At 71.8% G+C, this 20768-nt stretch carries 16 protein-coding genes; 7 read left to right on the forward strand and 9 right to left on the reverse strand.

Features of this window, described 5'->3' with window-relative positions; translation table 11 throughout:
* The first annotated feature begins 187 nt into the window (after positions 1-187).
* Positions 188-1369 (forward strand): acyltransferase family protein, encoded by a 1182-nt coding sequence (locus OHA98_RS31885; RefSeq protein WP_266930648.1) that lies wholly within the window; start codon positions 188-190, stop codon positions 1367-1369.
* 111 nt (positions 1370-1480) lie between these two features.
* Here OHA98_RS31885 and OHA98_RS31890 read toward each other — a convergent pair whose 3' ends face one another.
* Genes OHA98_RS31890 through OHA98_RS31900 form a run of 3 tightly spaced genes read right to left on the reverse strand, consistent with a single transcriptional unit; the run spans position 1481 to position 5419 of the window.
* Entirely contained in the window at positions 1481-1981 is a 501-nt protein-coding gene (locus tag OHA98_RS31890; protein WP_266930650.1) for an HD domain-containing protein, read from the reverse strand.
* 28 nt (positions 1982-2009) lie between these two features.
* A complete protein-coding gene (locus OHA98_RS31895; protein ID WP_266930652.1) occupies positions 2010-4472 on the reverse strand; it encodes an ABC transporter permease in 2463 nt (820 codons plus the stop codon).
* Complete coding sequence (locus tag OHA98_RS31900; protein WP_266930654.1) at positions 4472-5419, reverse strand: ABC transporter ATP-binding protein; 948 nt, start codon at positions 5417-5419, stop codon at positions 4472-4474. The genes OHA98_RS31895 and OHA98_RS31900 overlap by 1 nt, the downstream gene beginning before the upstream one ends.
* Positions 5420-5658: 239 nt before the next feature.
* Here OHA98_RS31900 and OHA98_RS31905 point away from each other — a divergent pair, with 239 nt between their 5' ends.
* Entirely contained in the window at positions 5659-6897 is a 1239-nt protein-coding gene (locus tag OHA98_RS31905) for a cation:proton antiporter (protein WP_266930655.1), read from the forward strand.
* 128 nt (positions 6898-7025) lie between these two features.
* On the opposite strand, the gene OHA98_RS31910 is transcribed toward OHA98_RS31905, so the two are convergent.
* Entirely contained in the window at positions 7026-8171 is a 1146-nt protein-coding gene (locus tag OHA98_RS31910; RefSeq protein ID WP_266930657.1) for a PP2C family protein-serine/threonine phosphatase, read from the reverse strand.
* A 105-nt stretch (positions 8172-8276) separates the two neighbouring features.
* On the opposite strand from OHA98_RS31910, the gene OHA98_RS31915 reads away from it, so the two are divergent.
* A complete protein-coding gene (locus OHA98_RS31915) occupies positions 8277-9509 on the forward strand; it encodes a GNAT family N-acetyltransferase (RefSeq protein WP_266930659.1) in 1233 nt (410 codons plus the stop codon).
* Positions 9510-9616: 107 nt separating this feature from the next.
* On the opposite strand, the gene OHA98_RS31920 is transcribed toward OHA98_RS31915, so the two are convergent.
* A complete protein-coding gene (locus OHA98_RS31920; protein WP_266930660.1) occupies positions 9617-10429 on the reverse strand; it encodes an Fpg/Nei family DNA glycosylase in 813 nt (270 codons plus the stop codon).
* Between the two features lie 218 nt (positions 10430-10647).
* Positions 10648-11136 (reverse strand): ribose-5-phosphate isomerase, encoded by a 489-nt coding sequence (locus OHA98_RS31925; protein WP_266930661.1) that lies wholly within the window; start codon positions 11134-11136, stop codon positions 10648-10650.
* 223 nt (positions 11137-11359) lie between these two features.
* Here OHA98_RS31925 and OHA98_RS31930 point away from each other — a divergent pair, with 223 nt between their 5' ends.
* A complete protein-coding gene (locus OHA98_RS31930) occupies positions 11360-12805 on the forward strand; it encodes an amino acid permease (RefSeq protein WP_266930662.1) in 1446 nt (481 codons plus the stop codon).
* Between the two features lie 184 nt (positions 12806-12989).
* On the opposite strand, the gene OHA98_RS31935 is transcribed toward OHA98_RS31930, so the two are convergent.
* Positions 12990-13583 carry a biotin transporter BioY gene (locus tag OHA98_RS31935; protein WP_266930664.1) on the reverse strand — a complete coding sequence of 198 codons (594 nt, stop codon included), beginning with the start codon at positions 13581-13583 and terminating at the stop codon, positions 12990-12992.
* 395 nt (positions 13584-13978) lie between these two features.
* Between OHA98_RS31935 and OHA98_RS31940 the strand changes: the two genes are divergently transcribed.
* The gene (locus tag OHA98_RS31940) at positions 13979-15466 is read left to right on the forward strand and encodes an amino acid permease (RefSeq protein ID WP_266930666.1); all 1488 of its coding nucleotides are present in this window, start codon (positions 13979-13981) and stop codon (positions 15464-15466) included.
* Positions 15467-15585: 119 nt separating this feature from the next.
* A complete protein-coding gene (locus OHA98_RS31945) occupies positions 15586-17007 on the forward strand; it encodes an amino acid permease (RefSeq protein WP_266930668.1) in 1422 nt (473 codons plus the stop codon).
* A gap of 105 nt (positions 17008-17112) precedes the next feature.
* Here the strand turns inward: OHA98_RS31945 and OHA98_RS31950 are convergent, their stop codons facing one another.
* Together OHA98_RS31950 and OHA98_RS31955 are read right to left on the reverse strand one after the other, a co-directional pair.
* Positions 17113-17748 (reverse strand): histidine phosphatase family protein, encoded by a 636-nt coding sequence (locus tag OHA98_RS31950; protein WP_266930669.1) that lies wholly within the window; start codon positions 17746-17748, stop codon positions 17113-17115.
* On the reverse strand, positions 17745-19169 hold the full coding sequence (locus OHA98_RS31955) for an FGGY-family carbohydrate kinase (protein WP_266930671.1): 1425 nt from the start codon (positions 19167-19169) through the stop codon (positions 17745-17747). The genes OHA98_RS31950 and OHA98_RS31955 overlap by 4 nt, the downstream gene beginning before the upstream one ends.
* A 146-nt stretch (positions 19170-19315) precedes the next feature.
* Here OHA98_RS31955 and OHA98_RS31960 point away from each other — a divergent pair, with 146 nt between their 5' ends.
* Positions 19316-20755 (forward strand): sugar ABC transporter substrate-binding protein, encoded by a 1440-nt coding sequence (locus OHA98_RS31960; protein WP_266930672.1) that lies wholly within the window; start codon positions 19316-19318, stop codon positions 20753-20755.
* Positions 20756-20768: the final 13 nt, after the last annotated feature.

The raw sequence follows: 20768 nt of genomic DNA on the forward strand, positions 1-20768 counted from the left end.
GGCTTTTGCCGACGCCAAGTGCGACGTAATTCACTGACCTCAACTGCCCGGCGATATGCCCTATTTAAGCGGGATCAGTCGTGTCATAACGGTCGGTTTTTGGTAGTTTCACTTTCGAATGGGCGGGAACACGTGATATCTCGTGGTCGTTTTACGAACGCCAATCAACGGGTCTAAGGTGCCTTAGATGTTCCAAGCTCCGAGCGCATTCAAGAGGGCCCCGCTCCCCCCAGCGACCCGGGAGTCGGAGCCCCGACACGAACAGACCATGACAGCCGTCCGGACCTCCCCCACAGCGGTTCCGGTCACGCCCTCGGTCACCCCCTCGTCCACGTCGGCGTCGTCCGCCGCACCCTCGAAGAAACGTGACCCCTACTTCGACAATGTGAAGTATCTGGCCATCGTGCTGGTCGCCGTGGCGCACGCCTGGGAACCGGTGATGGACGACAGCCGTGCCACCCGGGCGCTCTACCTCGTCGTCTACACGTTCCACATGCCGGCCTTCATCCTCATCTCCGGCTACTTCTCCCGCTCCTTCGACATGACCCCCGCCAAGGTGAAACGCCTGGTCACCGGGGTCGCCGTTCCGTACGTGCTGTTCGAGACCGCGTACGCGCTGTTCAAGCGGTACGCGGGCGGCTCGGCCGACGAAGCGGTCAGCCTGCTCGATCCGCTGTTCCTGACCTGGTTCCTGGTCGCCCTCTTCGTCTGGCGGATCACCACGCCGATCTGGCGCGCGCTGCGGCACCCGCTGCCCGTCGCGCTGACGATCGCCGTGCTCGCCTCGGTGTCGCCGGACATCGGCGACGACCTCGATCTCCAGAGGGTTCTGCAGTTCCTGCCGTTCTTCGTGCTCGGTCTGGTCATGAAGCCCGAGCACTTCGAGACGATCCGCCGCCGCGAGGTGCGGCTGCTGTCCCTGCCGCTGTTCGCGGGGGCCCTGCTCTTCGCCTACTGGGCCGCCCCGCGTATGCAGCTCGGCTGGTTCTACCGCAGCAGCAGCGCGCAGGAGCTGGGCGCTCCGTGGTGGTCGGGGGCGGTGATGTCCCTGGCGATGTTCGGGTGCGCGCTGGTGCTGACCGCCGGGTTCCTGGCCTGGGTGCCGCGCCGCCGCATGTGGTTCACGGTGCTGGGCGCCGGCACCATCTGCGGCTATCTGCTGCACGGCTTCCTGATCAAGGGTGCCGGGTACGCGGGGCTGTTCGACCGGCAGGAGTGGCTCGCCGGGCCGGCCGGGCTGGTCGTCGTCTCCCTCGTCGCCGCCGCCGCTGTGACGCTCCTGTGCACTCCGCCGGTACGGCGCGCGCTGCGTTTCGCGACGGAGCCGGACATGGACTGGGCGTTCCGCCGGGACGCCGCCGGGCGCTGAGGCGCCGGTCGTCGCGCGATCACGTGGGCCCGGCCGGGTTTCCGGCCGGGCCCACGCGGTTGCGGGTACGGGTTGCGGGTACGGCGTGCGGGTGCGGCGGTGGCGCTTCCGTCAGTGCGTCGCCGGGTTGGCTTGATCCTGACGGTCGGCGGGCGATTCCGGCCCGGTGAGACCCAACAGGCCGCGTACCTGCGCATATTTCGCTGTCAGCCGGGTACGGGTCGCCGGTTCCAGGACCGCGAGGCGGGCCGGGTCGGCGTTGTGGGCCAGATCCGCCTCCTTGACGAGCAGGGCGCCCGGGGTGGCGAGGATCCGTCCGGTGTACGCGGACAGGTCCTCGCCGGTCCGTTTGGTGACGGCGAGGACCATGTCCTTGACCGGTTGCGGCAGTGCCGCCCCGGCCAGCCAGCCCGCGGAGAGCGCGTCGTCCTCGATCGCGTCGTGCAGCCAGGCCGCGGCGATCTGTTCGTCGCTGCCGCCCCGGATCCGTACCCCCTCGGCGACCGCCGCGAGGTGTTCGGTGTACGGGCGCCCCGCCTTGTCCCGCTGGGTCGCGTGGGCCGTGCGGGCGATCGCCTCGATCTCGGCCAGGGTCAGCTGTGGGGTGGGCACGGCCCCGACTGTACGGCCCGGCAGCGTCTCAGCGCAGGGCCGCGCGGGCCGGGATGGTGGAGGCCCCGAGCCCCAGGAGCACGGTCGCCGCGGCGAACGAGCCGTACAGCATCGGCGGGATGTACGGTGCCTCGCCCGTCAGGCCCTTCATCATCGGGACGAGTGTGGCCAGGGCGATGCCCGTACCGAGGACGATCCCGGCGCCGGTGACCAGCAGGGCCTCCCAGCGGATCATGTCCATGACCTGGCGCCGGGTGGAGCCGACGAGGCGGAGCACGGTGAGCTCGCGGCGGCGGGCGAGGACCGTCATGACCAGGGTGTTGACGGCCGCGATCGCGGCGAATCCGCCGAGGACGGCGGCCATGGTGGTGTTGGCCCAGGCGTTCAGCTCCCGCTGCTGGTTCTGCGCGGCGGCGTAGCCGGAGTGGTCGGTGACGGTGCCCAGCGCGGTGAGCGCGTCCGCCGCCTCCGGGGTGGCGCGGACCAGGACGTCGGAGGCGTACGGCGAGGTGACATGGCCCCCGAGGTCGGCCGCGGGCAGGGTGACGAGCGAGATGCCCAGGCCCCGGCCGTAGACGGCGACGACCTTCGGGGACGCCTTCGTACCGTCCGGGAGGCGCAGTGCGAGCCGGTCGCCGGTGGCGACGTTCGCGGAGTCCGCCAGGGTGGTGTCGATGGCGACCGTGCCGGGGCGGAGGGCGGCGAGCGTCCCCGTACGGATGTCGAGGTCCTGGACCTCGGCCAGGTCGGCGGGCGAGCCGATGACTCCCTGGACGGACGCGGTGGCCAGCCATCGGTCGCCACCGCTTCCGCTGGGCACCACGACGGAGGTGCGGAGCAGGCCGACCGCGGTGGAGACTCCGGGGGTCGCGGCGGCTCGCCCGGTGGCGTCGGAGGCGAGTCCCGCCGGGGCGGAGACGATGTGGTCGGCGGTGATGCCGTCGCGCTGCTGGTGCTCGACGGCCCGGTTCTCGCTGGTGTGCATGAAGACGAGGGTCGAGGAGAAGGCCATGGCGAGCACGATCGGGGTGATCGCGGAGGCCAGCCGGCGGGCGTTCGCACGGGAGTTGGCGGCGGCCAGTTCCCCGGAGGCACCCGCGGCGCGCAGCGGGAGGCCGAGGACGCCCGCGCAGACCCGGGCGATCAGCGGGCCGAGCAGGGCTACGGCCAGCATGAAGAGCATGACGACGCCGAGCGCGGCGTTGGCGGCGTCGGCGCCGGTCCGGGAGGCGGCGACACCCGCGAGGACGCCCCCGCCGATGAGGGAGAGGATGCCCAGGGGCGTACGGATCCAGCCGAACGGGGCGCCCTCCACGGCGCTCCGGGCCAGGGCCAGGCCCGGCTTGATCTTCGCCGGGCGGCGGGCGGCGAGGTAGCCGGCGAGCAGCGCGGTGAGCACCGTGGCGGCGACGGCGATGCCCAGGGGCAGTGGGCCGATGTCGAGCCGTACGGCGTCGGGGATGGCGCCCTTGTCCTTCAGCCGGCCGAACCACCAGTTCGCCAGGGCGATTCCGGGCAGGGTGCCGAGGGCTCCGGCGAGCGGGGCGACGAGGAGGGATTCGGTGGCGATCGTGCGGCGCAGCTGACGCGGGGTGGCTCCGATGGCGCGCAGCAGGGCGAATTCGCGGCTGCGCTGACCGACGGAGAGGGCGACCGTACCGGCGGCGGTGAAGACGGCGACCATGGTGGCGACGCCGCCGAAGGAGCCGCCGAGTCCGACGAGCAGTTCCTCGGCGCCCGCGAGGCCGGGGTCCTCGACGCCGCCCCGGTCGTCGCCGGTGTGGACCTTCGCGGAGTGCGCGCCGCCGACGGCCCGGCCGACCTCGTCGGCGAGGGCGTCGGGGGTGGTGCCGGGGGCGGCGAGTACGGCGATGGCGTCGACCGTGCCGGGGTGGCCGGAGAGGGCGCCGGCCTGCCGGTCGGCGAACCAGAGGGTGGCGGCGGTGCCGGTGGTGCCCGAGACGCGGAACTCGCGTGCGCCGGCCGGGGTGTCCAGGGTGACGGTGTCGCCGACCCGGCCCTCGATGCCGGTGCCGATGACGGCCTCGCCGCTCTCCGGCGCGTCGCCGGTGACCAGTTCCGTACCGGTGAACGCGGTGGACCCCCAGCCGTGGGCGGTGAGGGGGGTGCGGTCCTGGTGCACCGGGAAGGTGAGGTCGCCGATCGCGGCGGCCGCTCCGGGGGCCGCCGCGGCCTTCTTCACGAGGGACGCGGGCAGTCGTGCGGTGTCCGGGAGCGCTGCGGTCGCCTCGTAGGCCTCCTCGCCGCTGCCGGACGTCATGCGGGCCTGCTGGTCGGCGGCGACGAGGACGGGGGCCTTGGCGTAGCGGTCGGCGGGGACCGAGGCGGTGAGGCCGGTCTGGAGCAGGATGCCGCACGCGGAGACGATCGCGGCGGCCATCAGGAGCGCGACGAAGGTCCCGGCGAACGAGGAAGGCCGGAAGCGGACGGCCGCGCGGGCCAGGCCGTTCGGGAGGTGCGGGGTGAACATCAGGCCGCCGCTCCGGCGTGTGCGTGCGCGTGGGCGGGGGCCGTGAGGGCGGTCATCCGGGCCGCGATCCGCTCGGCGGTGGCGTGCGGCAGGCTGTCCGCGATCTCTCCGTCGGCGAGGAAGAGCACGCGGTCGGCCCAGGCGGCGGCCGCCGGGTCGTGGGTGACCATGACGACGGTCGCGCCGAGGCTGTCCACGGCGTGCCGGAGCAGGGCGAGGATCTCGGCGGCGGTGGTGGTGTCGAGGGCGCCGGTCGGCTCGTCGGCGAAGACCACGTCGGGCCGGGTGACCAGGGCGCGGGCGATGGCGACGCGCTGCTGCTGGCCGCCGGAGAGCTGGCCGGGGCGGCGGTTGCCCTTGTCGCCGAGGCCGACGCGGGTGAGCATGTCGGCGGCGCTGCGGCGGGCCGCGGCGGAACCGGTGCGCCGTCCGTCGAGGCGCATGGGCAGCACGATGTTCTGTTCGACCGTCAGGGACGGCAGCAGGTTGAAGGCCTGGAAGACGAAGCCGAGGCGGCTGCGGCGCAGTTCGGTGAGCTTGTTCTCGCTCATGCCGGTGATCTCGGTGCCGCCGAGGCGTACGGATCCCTCGGTGGGGCGGTCGAGTCCGGCCGCGCACTGGAGGAAGGTCGACTTCCCGGAGCCGGAGGGGCCCATCACGGCGGTGAAGCTGCCGCGCGGGAGCGTGAGGTCGATGCCGCGCAGGGCGTGGACGGTGCCCGAGCCCCGCCCGTACTGCCGCCGGACGCCGCGCAGTTCGACGGCCGCGTCGGAACGGGCGTGCTCCCCGTACGCCCCGCGCTCCCCGTACTCCCCGTACTCCCCGCGCTCCCCGTACGCCCCACGGTCGTCCTGCGGGCCTCGTGCGGCCTGCGAGCTCCGCGCGTCCCGCGAGCTCCCGGCCTCCCGTGAGCCCTGCGCGATGCGCTTCGTGCGTCGCAGCCCCATGGTGTGTGTCCTTCCGTAGCCATGTCCGAATCGATACCTCGAACGTACGGATCACGGGGTGTCACCGGCCATGGCGGCTGCCGGTGGACCGGGGGTGGGGATTGCCCCACCCCCGGCGGATACGACGGGGCATAGTTGCGACGTCAATCGTTCGGTAAACTAATTACTGACGCATTCTTGACGCGCCCTTGACCTAACGAAGGACCAAGCTCATCGGACACGCAGACACGCTCATAGCCATGGGCGGCGCCTTCCTGGCCGCCGCCGTCCTCGCCCGTGTCGGCGGCCGCATCGGCCTGCCGACGATTCCCCTGTTCATCCTGGCCGGGATTCTGCTCGGCCCGCACACCCCCGGCATCGTTCTCGTCGCCGACCCGCACGAGCTGGAGATGCTCTCCGCACTCGGCCTCGTGCTGCTGCTCTTCTATCTGGGACTTGAGTTCCACCTCGACGACCTCAAAGCGGGCGGGCGCAAGATGGCGCTCGCCGGCGGCGCCTATCTCGCCCTGAACGTGGGCGCGGGACTCGGCTTCGGATTCGCGCTGGGCTGGGGCACCTCCGAGGCGCTGGTCCTCGCCGGGGTGCTCGGCATCTCGTCCTCCGCCATCGTCACCAAGGTCCTCGTCGACCTGGGACGCGTCGGCAATCCGGAGACCAGGCCGATCCTCGGCATCATCGTCGTCGAGGATGTCTTCCTCGCCCTGTACCTGGCGGCGCTCCAGCCGATCCTGTCCGGTGCGGACAGCCTCTCGGCCGCGGTCGTCGACGGCGGCAAGGCCTTCGGCTTCCTGCTGCTCCTCGCCCTGGCCGCCCGCTTCGGCACCAAGGTCGTCTCCAAGCTGATCAACACCAAGGACGACGAACTCCTCGTCATCTCCTTCCTCGGTGCCGCGGTCTTCGTCGCCGGGGTCTCCGAGTGGTTCGGTGTGGCCGACGCCATCGGCGCGTTCATGGTCGGCCTGATGCTCGGCAGCACGACCTCGGGCGGCCGCATCCTCAAGCTGGTCCATCCGCTGCGGGACGCCTTCGGGGCGATCTTCTTCTTCGCCTTCGGACTCTCCATCAACCCGGGCGACCTGCCGAGCGTGGTGTGGCCGGTGCTCGCGGCTGTCGCGGTGACCGTGGCGATGAACGTGTTCGCGGGGCTCGCCGCCGCCAAGGTGTACTCCTTCGGTGCGCAGGCCACGGCGAACATCTCCACCACGCTGCTGGCCCGGGGCGAGTTCGCCCTGATCCTGGCCACGATGGCGGCGGGCGCCGGTCTGGACGAACGGCTCTCCCCGTTCATCGCGGGCTATGTGCTCGTCCTCGCCGTCCTCGCCCCGCTCGCCGCCGGACGCTCGCACTGGCTGGCCCGGATTCTGCCCGGCGGGCGGACCGGGAGCCGGGGCGGCGGCGGAGACGCGGACGGCGCCGGAGGCGGCGGCAATGACGGGAACGGGGGTCCGAATCCGGGCAAGGTTCCGGTCACCGCCTGAGACGAACGTGTGGGGCGCCCCAATTGCGCACCTTCCGGTGACGGGGCGCCCCGCGTTGACGCCCGTGCGGTATACCCGGTTTTGCGTACGGTTCACGGACAGGCCCGCACGGGCCTGCGGCGCGGGGATCAGGCGCGGCGGGACAGCAGGAGCAGCGCGCGGTCGTCGTTGACGTCCTTCGCGCAGGCCTCGATCAGATGCCAGGCGGCACCCTCGAAGCCGGTGGTGACATAGCGGTCTGCCTCACCGGTCAGCCGGTCGATGCCCTCGGCGATGTCCCGGTCGGACGCCTCCACCAGCCCGTCGGTGAACAGCATCAGTACGTCTCCGGGGGCCAGCGAGCCCTTCACCGCGTCGAACTCCGCCCCGTCGTACACCCCGAGCAGGGGCCCCTCGGCGGCCTTCTCCTCCCAGTGGCCGCTGCCCGCGTGCAGCTGGAGGGCGGGCGGATGGCCGGCCGAGAGGATCTCGTAGTCGCCGGACTCCAGATCCAGCACCAGATGGATCGAGGTCGCGAACCCCTCGTCCCAGTCCTGGCGCAGCAGATAGCCGTTGGCCGCGGGGAGGAAGGCGTGCGGCGGCAGCGAGCCGAGGAGCCCGCCGAAGGCGCCGGACAGCAGCAGGGCCCGGGAGCCCGCGTCCATGCCCTTGCCGGAGACATCGGTGAGTACGGCCTCCAGGGTGCGGCCGCCGTTGGTGCGCGCCGCGACGACGAAGTCACCGGAGAAGGACTGGCCGCCCGCCGGGCGCAGCGCCATCTCGCGGTGCCAGCCCTGCGGCAGCCGGGGCAGGGCGCTCTGGACCCGGATGCGTTCGCGCAGGTCGAAGAGCATCGTGCCGCCGCGCCGCCACGGCACCCCGACCCGGGCCCGGAACTGCGCGAGGACCAGCCCGAAGAACCCGCACGCCGCGACCACCAGGACGGTGCCCGGGGTGACCCGGGACGGGCCGTCCTCGTACGGGCCGAGCGTGAGGGCCTCCACGATCAGGGCGGCGGCCGCCGTGGCGTACAGGCCCAGCAGGCTGGCGGGCCGCAGCAGCAGTCCGCCCGCGACGATCGGCAGGACGAGCGCGGCGGGGGCGAACCACACGGGGTTCAGCACCGTGGCGCAGGTGATCGCCGGAATCGTCAGCAGCAGGCCGGCGAGGGCGATCCAGTCGGAGCCGTCGCCCCGGAAGTAGTCGACCCCGGATTTGCGCAGCGCGACGCGGGCCCGGTGCGCGGACTTCCGCCACCGGGCCAGGTACGCGTCCACTTCTCCGCGACGGGCCATTGCGGGGACTTTATCCACCCGGCCGCCTCCGGTGCAGGGGGACCCCGGTGACAATGCGTTCGAAATCGGGTCGCCCACCCGTCGCGCCCCTGGTAGGGATGGCATATGACAACAGAACTCCGGGTACTGCGACCTTCCGAATGGGACGGCTGGTTCAGCTGTCTGGAGCGTGGCTTCGGCGCCGTGCCCTCCGCGCCGGAGTCCCGGGAACTCTGGCTCTCCCTCGCCGAGTACGAGCGGTTCCTCGGGCTGTGGGACGGCGCCGACTGTGTGGGGACGACGGGGGCGTACAGCTTCCGGCTGACCGTTCCGGGCGGGGCGGCCGTCCCGGCCGCCGGGGTCACGATGGTGAGCGTCGCCGCGACGCACCGCAGACGCGGAGCGCTCACCGGGATGATGCGGCGCCAGCTCGACGACGTCCGTTCCTGGGGTGAGCCGCTGGCCGTGCTGACGGCTTCGGAACCCGCGATCTACGGGCGCTTCGGCTACGGGGCCGCCGCCCGGGAGATGCGTCTGGACATCGAGACCTCCCACGTGCGGCTCGCCCGGCCGGCCGGTTCGGACGGGGTCCGGCTGCGGTACGCGGATCCGGTGGAGGCCCTGGCCGCCTGCGAGGCGGTGTACGCGCGGCTGGCGCCGGGGCGCCCGGGGACTCCCGTGCGCAGGCCGAACTGGGACCGTACGGCGGTGGTCGACCCCGAGCGGGAGCGGTCGGGCGCCTCGCCGTTGCAGTGCGTACTGGCGGAGCGGGACGGCGAGGTCGTCGGGTACGCCACCTTCCGCACCAAGCCCGACTGGGGCGCGACCGGGCCCCGCGGCACGGTGACGCTGCGGGATCTGGGGGCGCTCGACCCCGCCTCGTACGCCTCGCTGTGGCAGTTCCTCTTCGACATCGACCTGATGACGAGGGTCGAGTGCCACAACCGGCCCGCGGACGACGCGCTCCTGCACCTCGTCGACGATGTCCGGCGCTGCGACGTACACGTGCTGGACGGGCTGTACGTCCGGCTGGTGGAGGTGGGCGCGGCCCTGGAGGCGCGGACCTACCGGACGCCGGTGGACGTGGTGCTGGAGGTCGAGGACGCGTTCTGCCCCTGGAACGCGGGGCGTTGGCGCCTCACCGCGGACAGCGAGGGCGGGGCCACGTGCCGGCGGACGGAGGACGGGGCCGACCTGGAGCTCTCGGTACGGGAGTTGGGGTCGGCCTATCTGGGCGGGGTGTCGCTGGCCTCGCTGGCGGCGGCCGGGCGGGTGCGGGAGCTGCGGCCGGGGGCGCTGGCGGAGGCCGGGGCGGCGTTCTCCTGGGACGTGGAGCCGTGGCTGCCGCACGGGTTCTGAGCCGTCGGTTCCGAGCCGTCGGGCGGCTCGTCCGGGCGGGCTCTCGTCCGGGCGGGCTCTCGTCCGGGCGGTACGGGGCCGGCGGCTTGCGGTGGTTCCGTACCGCCTCAGTCGGCCGGCTGGCAGACCGGGCACCAGAAGAGGTTGCGGGCCGCCAGCGGGGCCGTGCGGATCTCGGTGTGGCAGATGTGGCAGGGCTGGTGCGTGCGGCGGTACACGTAGACCTCACCGCCGTGGTCGTCCACCCGGGGCGCGCGGCCCATCGCCTCGGGCAGGTGCTCGGGGCGGACCGTGTCGATCCGGTTGTTCCGTACGCCCTCCCGCATCAGCATCGCGAGGTCGGCCCAGATCGCGTCCCACTCCTCGCGGGTGAGGTCCCTGCCGGGGCGGTACGGGTCGATGCCGTGCCGGAACAGGACCTCGGCGCGGTACACATTGCCGACGCCCGCGACGACCTTCTGGTCCATCAGGAGGGCCGCGACGGTGATCCGGCTGCGGGAGATCCGCTGCCAGGCCCGCTCGCCGTCCTCGTCGGTGCGCAGCGGGTCCGGGCCGAGGCGGTCGTGTATCGCGCGCTTCTCGGGCTCGGTGATCAGGGCGCAGGTGGTGGGCCCGCGCAGATCGGCGTGGTGGTCCTCGTTGACCAGGCGCAGCCGCACGGTGTCGGTGGGCGGCGGGGCCGGGGCCGTACCGAAGCCGAGCTTGCCGAACAGCCCGAGGTGGATGTGGACCCAGCCGGTGTCCCCGAAGCCGAGGAAGAGGTGCTTGCCATGGGCGTCCACCGCGTCCAGCGCGTGCCCGTCCAGCAGCGCGGCGCTGTCGGAGAACTTGCCCTGCGGGCTGCTCACCCGCACCGGCCGCCCGGCGAATCTGTCCCGGTGGTCCGCGGCGAGACGGTGGATCGTGTGTCCCTCGGGCACGGTCGGCTCCCTGTGCGATGCGGTGCGGTTCGGTGCTGTGCGGTGCGTGACGTCGGTGGCGTGACGTCGACGGTCGTGTCTCGTCGGTGGTCGTGTCGTCGACGGTCGTGTCGTCGACGGTCGTGTCGTCGACGGTCGTGTCGTCGGTGGTCGTGGAACGACCGTGCCGCCGGGCGGACCCGGCGGCACGGTGACGTGGTGGGGCGGCGCGGGCCTGGTCAGCCCTGCTGCGGGTGGTGGGCCGGGATCGGGGGGAGTTCGCCCGTGCTCTCGTACGCCGACAGCATCTCGATGCGGCGCGTGTGACGCTCCTCGTTCGAGTACGGGGTGCTGAGGAAGATCTCGACGAACTTGGTCGACTCCTCCACCGTGTGCATCCGGCCGCCGATGGCGACGACATTGGCGTTGTTGTGCTCACGGCCGAGCGCGGCGGTCTGCTCGCTCCAGGCCAGTGCGGCACGGACGCCCTTGACCTTGTTGGCGGCGATCTGCTCGCCGTTGCCGGAGCCGCCGATCACGATGCCCAGGCTGTCCGGGTCCGCGGCCGTCTTCTCGGCGGCACGCAGGCAGAACGGCGGGTAGTCGTCCTGGGCGTCATAGATGTGGGGCCCGCAGTCGACGGCCTCGTGGCCGTGTGCCTTGAGCCATTCGACGAGGTGGTTCTTGAGTTCGTAACCGGCATGGTCCGATCCGAGGTACACGCGCATGGTCCGAAGTGTGGCACGAACATCGCGGGGTAACCGTCAGCGGGGTCGGGACCCCTCCAGGTCGCCGGTGTGGGCAGGAACACACGGGCAACGATCCGGTCAACGATCCGGAATCAGGGGTTCCGCTTTGGGCAGGTCCCGGGCTTGAATGCGTGGCCTCGCCTCCGCACACCGTGCGGAGCGGGAGCCGACCCGCGTGACCGCAAACGTAAGGATCCGTTCCATGACGTCGCAGACGACGACGGCGAAGTCGGGCCAGAAGCCCGGTGAGCCGGAGAAGCCGGAATCCCCCGACGGGCTCCAGGCCGGTCTGAAGAACCGCCATCTCTCGATGATCGCGATCGGCGGGGTGATCGGCGCGGGCCTGTTCGTGGGCTCCGGCGCGGGCATCGCCGCCGCGGGTCCGGCCATCCTCCTCTCGTACGCGCTGGTCGGCCTGATGGTCGTCTTCGTGATGCGGATGCTGGGCGAGATGGCCGTCGCCCGGCCGAGCTCCGGCTCGTTCTCCGCCTATGCCGACCAGGCGCTGGGCCGCTGGGCCGGCTTCTCGATCGGCTGGCTGTACTGGTTCTTCTGGGTCGTGGTGCTCGCCGTCGAGGCGACGGCCGGTGCCAAGATCCTGGAGAGCTGGATCCCCGGTGTGCCGCAGTGGGCCTGGGCACTGATCGTGATGCTCGTGCTCACCGCGACGAACCTGGTCTCGGTCGGTTCGTACGGCGAGTTCGAGTTCTGGTTCGCCGGGATCAAGGTCGTGGCGATCGGCGCCTTCGTGGTCGTCGGTCTGCTCGCCGTCTTCGGCCTGCTGCCGGGGTCGGACAACCCGGGGTCGGGCCTCGCGCATCTCACCGACAGCGGAGGGTTCTTCCCCGAGGGGCCCGGCGCCGTCCTCACCGGTGTGCTGATGGTCGTCTTCTCGTTCATGGGCAGCGAGATCGTGACCCTGGCGGCCGGTGAGTCCGAGGACCCGCAGAGGGCCGTGTCCAAGGCGACCAACAGCGTGATCTGGCGGATCGCGGTCTTCTACCTCGGCTCGATCCTCGTCGTGCTGACCCTGCTGCCGTGGAACGACCCGTCGATCGTCGAGGAGGGTTCGTACGTCGCCGCCCTCAACTCCATCGGCATCCCGCACGCCGGCCAGGTCATGGACGTCATCGTGCTGACGGCCGTGCTGTCCTGTCTGAACTCCGGCCTCTACACCGCCTCCCGGATGGCGTTCTCCCTCGGCGGCCGGAGGGACGCGCCGAAGGCCTTCGCCCGGGTGAACAAGCGCGGGGTGCCGCAGACGGCGATCCTGTCCTCCGTGGTGTTCGGCTTCGTGGCGGTGTTCTTCAACTACCAGTGGCCCGACAGCGTCTTCCAGTTCCTGCTGAACTCCTCGGGCGCCGTCGCCCTGTTCGTCTGGCTGGTCATCTGCTTCACCCAGCTGCGGATGCGCGGGATCATCCTGCGCGAGTCCCCGGAGAAGCTCGTCGTACGGATGTGGCTGTTCCCGTATCTGACCTGGGCGACGATCGCGATGATCTCCTTCGTCCTCGTCTACATGCTGACCGACGACACCGGACGCGAGCAGGTGCTGCTCTCCCTGCTGGTCGCGGCGCTGGTGGTGGCGATCTCGCTGGTACGGGACCGGCGCGGGCACAGGGCCGCGAAGGCGCCGGCCGACAGGTGATCCGACGGCTGACGGCGGTCACCGGGTCCTTCGCCGCGTGACCACGTGGTGAAGGACCCGGTGACCGCCGCGGTGACCGCCGACGGGCGACGGACGGCTCCCGGACACACGAAAGGCTCGCCGGCCGGGTTTCCCCGTACGACCGGCGAGCCTCCCGCGGGGGCCGCCGAAGCGGCCCGGGGCGTCAGCCGCGACGCCCGATGAGCTTCCAGGACGCGGGCAGCGCGCCCATGGCCAGCGCCGCCTTGAGGGCGTCGCCGATCAGGAACGGCACCAGGCCCGCCGCGACGGCGGCGCTCATCGACATCCCGGTGGAGAGCGCGAGGTACGGCACGCCGACCGCGTAGATGATCAGCGAGCCGACCGCCATCGTGCCTGCCGTGCGCAGCACGGAGCGGTCGCCGCCCCGCCGGGCGAGGCCGCCGACCACGGTGGCGGCGAGCAGCATGCCGAGCACATAGCCGAACGAGGCGCCGCCCGGACCGGAGGTGCCCTCGGAGAACCACGGCATGCCGGCCATGCCGACGAGCGCGTACAGGGCGAGCGAGAGGAAGCCGCGGCGGGCGCCGAGAGCGGTGCCGATGAGGAGCGCCGCGAAGGTCTGGCCGGTGACGGGGACCGGGGAGCCGGGGACCGGGACGGCGATCTGGGCCGCGATGCCGGTGAGGGCGGCGCCGCCCACGACCAGGGCCGTGTCGACGGCGTAGCGGTGCCGGGCTGCGGGCAGCAGGTCGGCGAGGACCGCTCCGGAACGGACGGGGGCGACAGCAGTGCTCATCGGGACTCCGCGGGTGAGGGCAGGCAGTGGGTGCAGGCCGGGTGGACGCGAGCACGGTGGGTGCACGCGTGCTGAGGACACCGGGGCGGGAACACCGGCGTGGGAACGCCGGGGTGGCACAGCCGGGGTGGAACAGCAGGGTGGAGACAGACTGCAGTTGACGTTAGCCCACCGGTTAACGCTCGATCACCGTCAGCCGCCCACAAAGCGGCGTGCGAGCGCGTGGTGGGAATCGCACAAAGACCGGCACACAATCATCCGTCGGCGTGAGACTCGTCACTGAGGCAGGGGCGGAGCGGGCTCCTTTCGCCGGGCGGGGTCGTGCGGCGTGAGACTGTAGGTTCCCCATAAGACCGACCGGGTCGGTCTGACCGATCCGAGAGTGACCCGCACCCATGCGCGAAGTGCCTCCCCCCACGCACTCCCCCGTACCCGCCGAGCCGCTCTCCCACGGTCTGAAGCAGCGGCATCTGACGATGCTCGGCCTGGGCGGGGTGATCGGGGCCGGGCTGTTCGTCGGTTCCGGCGCCGGGATCGCGGTGGCGGGCCCGGCCATCGTCGTCTCGTACCTCATCGCGGGGGCGCTCGCGATGCTGGTGATGCGGATGCTCGGCGAGATGTCGGCCGCCATGCCCGCGTCCGGTTCGTTCTCCGTGCACGCGGAACGGGCGCTCGGCCGCTGGGCCGGTTTCAGTGCCGGGTGGCTCTACTGGTTCCTGCTGGTGGTGGTCCTCGCCGTGGAGGCGACGGCCGCCGCGCAGATCGCCCACGGCTGGGTGCCGGGCGTGGAACCGTGGGCCTGGGTGCTGGTGTTCATGGTGGTGTTCACCGTGGCCAACCTGACCGCCGTGAAGAACTTCGGCGAGTTCGAGTTCTGGTTCGCCGCCCTCAAGGTCGGCGCCATCGTGCTGTTCCTGGTGCTGGGCCTGCTGGCGGTCTTCGGGCTGCTCCCGGACACCGATCCGGTCGGGATGACCAACCTCACCGGGCAGGGCGGCTTCCTGCCGCACGGCTGGGACGGGGTGGTCTCCGGCGTGCTGACCGTGGTCTTCGCCTTCGGCGGTCTGGAGGTCGTGACCATCGCGGCGGCCGAGACGGACGATCCGGCGCGGGCGGTCGGGCGCGCGGTGCGCAGCGCGGTGGTGCGCATCCTCTTCTTCTACGTCGGCTCGATGCTGGTGATCGTGACCGTGCTGCCGTGGACCGCGCAGCGGGCCGGGCTCAGCCCGTATGTGAAGGTGCTCGACGCGATCGGGGTGCCGTCGGCGGCGCAGATCATGAACATCGTGGTGTTCGTGGCGCTCCTCTCCGCGCTGAACGCCAATCTGTACGGGTCCTCGCGGATGATCTTCTCGCTGGCCGAGCGCGGCGAGGCGCAGCGCGGGCTGCTCAAGGTGTCGGGCGGCGGCAATACGGCAAGCGGTAAAAGTACGGGTGGTAAAAGTACGGGCGGTGGAGGCACGGGCGGTGGAGGTACGGGCGGTGGTGTGCCGCGGCGCGCGGTGCTGGCGTCCGTCGCCTTCGGCTTCGTGTCCGTCCTGCTCAATCTGCTGTGGCCGGACACGGTCTTCCTCTACATGCTCAACTCGGTCGGCGCGGTGCTGCTGTTCGTCTGGGCCATGATCGCCGCCTCGCAGCTGCGGCTGCGCGCCCGGATCGAGCGCGAGGCGCCGGCGGCGCTGACGCTGCGGATGTGGTGCTTCCCGTATCTGACCTGGCTGACGCTGCTCGGGCTGTTCGGCGTACTGCTGCTGATGCTGACGGACAGCTCCACCCGCCCGCAGGTGCTGTGGTCGGGCGGGGCGACGGCTCTGGTGCTGCTGGTGTCCGTGGTGCGGGAGTACAGGGTCCGGCCGGAGAGCCCGGAAGTTACTCGGAAGTAGGCGCGTGCGCACCTTGTGTGAGCCTCGTGACCGTACAGCGGACAGCGGTTCCCTGTGAGCGGCGGCCGTGCTCAGACTGTGGGCTCGTCCACGTCTCACCTACCGAACTGAGCCCGTCCATGCCTCGGACCTCCGCGTCTCCCCCCACCGCTGACTCCGCAGCCACCGGCACCGTACCGGCCGACTCCGCGCTCACCCATGGCCTCAAGCAGCGCCACCTCTCGATGATCGCCCTGGGCGGGGTCATCGGGGCCGGGCTGTTCGTCGGCTCGGGCGCGGGTATCGCCGCCGCCGGGCCGTCGATCGTCATCGCCTACGGGATCTCCGGGCTGCTGGTGATGTTCGTGATGCGCATGCTCGGCGAGATGTCGGCCGCCAATCCGGCCTCCGGCTCCTTCTCCGTCCACGCGGAACGCGCGATCGGCCCCTGGGCGGGCTTCACCGCCGGGTGGGCCTTCTGGGTGCTCCTGTGCGTGGCCGTGGGGCTGGAGGGCATCGGCGCCGCGAAGATCGTCACCGGCTGGCTGCCCGGCACCCCGGAATGGGCCTGGGTCGCGCTGTTCATGGTGATGTTCCTCGGGACGAACCTGGCCGCCGTGAAGAAGTTCGGCGAGTTCGAGTTCTGGTTCGCCGCGCTGAAGGTCGTCGCGATCACGCTCTTCCTGGTCCTCGGCGTACTGGCGATCCTCGGGGTGCTGCCCGGCACGGACGCGCCCGGCACCTCCAACCTCACGGGCGACGGCGGCTTCCTGCCCAACGGCTCCAACGGCTTCATCATCGGGCTGCTCGCCTCCGTCTTCGCCTACGGCGGTCTGGAGACCGTCACCATCGCGGCCGCCGAGTCCGAGAACCCGGTGCAGGGCGTCGCGAAGGCCGTGCGGACGGCGATGTGGCGCATCGCGGTGTTCTACGTCGGCTCCATGGCGGTCATTGTCACCCTCGTGCCGTGGGACGACCCGAAGGTCGTCGAGGTCGGCCCGTTCTACGCCGCGCTGGACCACCTCGGCATCAGCGGCGCCGCGGAGATCATGAACGTGGTCATCCTGGTCGCCCTGCTCTCCGCGATGAACGCCAACATCTACGGCGCTTCGCGCATGGCCTGCTCCCTCGTCGCACGCGGCCAGGGTCCGAAGCGGCTCGGCCGGATCTCCTCCGGGGTGCCGCGCACCGCCGTGCTCGTCTCCTCCGTCTTCGGTTTCCTGTGCGTGCTGCTCAGCTACTGGCGGCCGGACGACGTATTCCCGTGGCTGCTCAACATGATCGGCGCGGTGATCCTGGTGGTGTGGATCTTCATCGCCGTCTCACAGCTGATCCTGCGCACCCGGCTGGAGCGGGAGGAGCCCCAGAAGCTGGTGGTACGGATGTGGCTGTTCCCCGTGGGGACGATCGTCGCGCTGGCCGCGATGGCCGGGATCTTCCTGCTGATGCTGCGGCAGCCGGACACCCGCGATCAGCTGCTGGCCACGGGTGCGCTGACCGTCGTACTGATCGTCGTGGGGCTGCTGCGCCAGCGGCGGGCCGCGGCGGACACCGCCCGATAACCGCCGCGCGGCCCCGCCCCGTTCCTGCCCCCGCCCTCCGTTCCCGCCCCGCCCTCCGTTCCTTCCCTCACTCCCCGTTCCCTCTCCCCCGCCCGCCGGTCGGTCTCAGTCGTCGCACGGCACGTTCAGGGAGAGCAGCGACGCGCCGGCGCCGCCCTCGCCCGCCAGCCTGATCTCGCTCACCGCCGCGTTGCGCAGTCGCGGGAAGACCCTGCGGTACGCGCCCAGGGGGATGCCCAGCAGCTCGCACAGGACCAGGCGCAGCAGGGTGTTGTGCGCGACGACCAGGATCCGGCCTCCCCGGCCGCCCTCCGCGATACGGCGCAGGGCGGCCGTCCCCCGGGCCGCCGCCGCCCGGGGGTCCTCGGCGCCCGGGAACGGATGTGCCACCGGGTCGGCCCGGAAGGCCTCCGCGCGCGCGGGGTCCTCGGCGGCGAACTCGGCGAGCGTCCGCCCCTCCACCGTCCCGAAGTCGCACTCGCGCAGGGCGTGTTCGCGCAGCGGCACGAGGCCGAGCGCCCGGCAGGCCGGCTCGGCGGTCTTCATGGCGCGCGAGACGGTGGAGGTCCAGACGGCGTCGACCGGGTTCCGGGCCGCCCACCGGCCCAGCTGCCCGGCCTGGCGGCGCCCCTCGTCGGTGAGGGCGATGTCGCTGACTCCGGCGTAGCGGTTCTCCGCGTGCCAGACGGTCTGCCCGTGGCGGGCGAGCAGCAGGGTGGTGGCGGGCGGGCTCGCGGTCATGGGTGCTCCGTTCGGGTGCGGGCGTGTGCGGCGAGGGCGGCCGGGAGCCAGCCGCGCCGTTCCAGTTCGTCCACCAGCCTGAGGTACGGCCCCAGCTGACGGGCCGTACGCGCCGGGTCCGGGTGCAGGGTCCGGCGCAGCCGCACCATCCGGCCCGCGGCCTCGTGCACGGTGCCGGCCGCCCCTGCCCCGTACGCGGCGAGGACGGCCATGCCGAGGGCGGGCTCGGTGTGGTGCGGAATGCGGACGGTGCGGCCGAGGATGTCGGTGCGAAGCCGGTTCCAGTGGTCGCTGCGGACCGCGCCGCCGGTGAAGGTGAGCGGGCCGCGGACGGGGGCGCCGAGCAGGTCGAGGTAGTCGAGGCAGAGGCGTTCGACGAGGCCGACGCCCGTCAGGAGGGCCGCCCAGTGCTCGGCGTCCGACGCGGGTTCGCCGAGCAGGAAGCCGTGGGCGCCGGGGGCGAGGAACGGGAAGCGTTCGCCGTGCGCGGCCAGCGGGTACGCCACCACGTCCCCCGGCCCCCCGGCCGCGGCCGCCTCGTCCAGCCGGGCCGGGTCGGCCCCCGGGAACGCGGCGGTCAGCGCTCCGCCGCCGGCCCCGGACGCCCCGCCGGGCAGCCAGTTCCCGTCGGGGGCCCGGTGGTTGTAGAGGGCCCCGGTCGGATCGGTGACCGGCTCCCGGGTGACCCCCTTGAGGACCAGGGTGGTGCCGAGCACCGCGTTCCAGGAGCCGATGGTGAGCGCCCCCGAGGCGATCTGTGCCGCGCATCCGTCCGTCATCCCGGCGATCACGGGCGTCCCGACCGCGATCCCGGTCTCCGCGGCCGCCGCGGCGCCCACCGTGCCGATCCGCCGCCCCGGCCGCACCACCGGCGGGAACAGCCCCTCGGGCAGCCCCAGTCCGGCGAGTCTGCCGTGCGGCCAGTCCTCCCGCTCCAGGGCGTAGCCGGTCTTCAGCGCGTGGCTGGAGTCGGTGGCCAGCGGATGCCCGGCGAGCCGCGCCACCACGAAGTCGGCCTGGTGGGTCACACGGGCGCCGTCGTCCCTCCCCCCGTACTCCGCCAGCAGCCACATCACCTTGGGCAGGGCCCAGGCCGGTGGTGTCCGGGCCCGTACCGCCTCGGCTCCCGCGCGCCCGTCGTCGTACATCAGCGCGGGGGTGAGCGGCCGGCCGGTGCGGTCGGTGAGCAGCACGGTGCCGGAGGTGGAGCAGACGGCGAGCGCGCGGGGGGCGGGGCAGTCGCGCAGGGCCTGACGGGCCGCCGCGCACACCGCCGTCCACCAGTGGTCCGGCAGCTGTTCGTGGCGTACCCCGTCGCGTACGCCGGTGAGCGGGGCGGATCCGCTGCCGAGGATCTTCCCGCTGTCCGAGGCGATGACCGCGCGGACGCTCTGTGTGCCGAGATCGATGCCCATCCACATATCGGCTCCCTCTGTGAACTTCTCACTGTGCACTGAGAATTTCACTTGCGCGAGGGATTGACGCGCAACTTGTGGTGTTCCAAGCTCTGTTAACCAGTCGACGAAACGTGTGAACAGCATCTCCGGCCGGACCGTGGAGGTCACGGATGGAACGGATGGACAGGATCGGGCACGACCGGCGCCGCTTGGTCGCTCTCGGCGCGGCGGCGGCGTTGTCCGCGGCTCCGCTGCTGAGCGCCTGCGGGACGGGCTTCGGCGGCGGGGGCGCCACCGGCGGCGACGGTTCCGCCGCCGATGACATCACCGGCTCCTTCGACTGGAAGAGGGCCGAGGGCAGGACCGTCAAGGCACTGCTCAACAAACACCCGTACACCGATGCCCTGATCGCCGATCTGAAGGCGTTCACCGAGAAGACCGGCATCAAGGTCGAGTACGACGTCTTCCCCGAGGACAACTACTTCGACAAGCTCACCGTCGACCTGTCCAGCGGGCGCGCCTCGTACGACGTGTTCATGCTGGGCGCGTACATGGTGTGGCAGTACGGCCCGCCGGGCTGGCTGGAGGACCTCGGACCGTGGATGCGCAACTCCTCGGCGACCGGGGCCGAATGGGACCAGGCGGACTTCTTCCCGAATCTGCTCCAGGCCGGCCAGTGGTCGCTGAAGGCGGGCGCCCCGCTCGGCCGGGGCGGGCAGTACGCGCTGCCCTGGGGCTGGGAGACGAACGTCGTCGCGTACAACACCGAGGTGTTCAAGAAGCTCGGGGTGAGGCCCGCCGAGTCCTTCGACGAACTGCGCGAGCTGGCCGGGACGATCACCCGCAAGGCGCCCGGGGCCGGCTTCGAGGGGATGTACGGGGTCGCGGTGCGCGGTTCGCGGAGCTGGGCGACGATCCACCCCGGCTTCATGACGATGTACGCGCGCAACGGGCTCAAGGACTTCACCGTCGAGGGCGACGAGGTGAAGCCCGCGATGAACTCCCCGGAGGCGGTCGCCTTCACCCGGGACTGGGCGGAGATGGTCAGGAAGGGCGGCCCGCCGTCCTGGACCTCGTACACCTGGTACCAGTGCTCCAGCGACCTCGGTGCGAAGAAGGCGGCGATGCTCTTCGACGCGGACACCGCCGCGTACTTCCAGGCGGTGAAGGGGGCCTCGCCCGCCTCCGGGAAGATCGCCTTCCACCCCGGTCCGAAGGGGCCGGGCGGCTCGCTCGCGACGAACATGTGGATCTGGTCGCTGGGCATGAACGCCAGGAGCCGCAACAAGTCGGCGGCCTGGCTGTTCCTCCAGTGGGCGACCGGCAAGGAGCATCTGCTGAGGGCCGCGGTCCAGGGCAACCACATCGACCCGGTGCGCACCTCGGTGAGCGAGGCCGCAGCGTACCGGAACAAGATGGGGGCGATCCCTGGATTCATCGACACGTTCGAGGCGGTCGTCGGCCAGACGAAGATCCAGTTCACCCCGCAGGAGCAGTTCTTCGACGCGACGACGAGCTGGGCATCGGCGCTCCAGGAGATCTACGGCGGGAAGAACGCCTCGTCCGTGCTGAACGGTCTCGCGGGCGATCTGGCCTCGAAGATCGGCTGACCGGTGCCCCTGA

It is taken from the genome of Streptomyces sp. NBC_00654, from assembly GCF_026341775.1.
Taxonomy (GTDB): Bacteria; Actinomycetota; Actinomycetes; order Streptomycetales; family Streptomycetaceae; genus Streptomyces.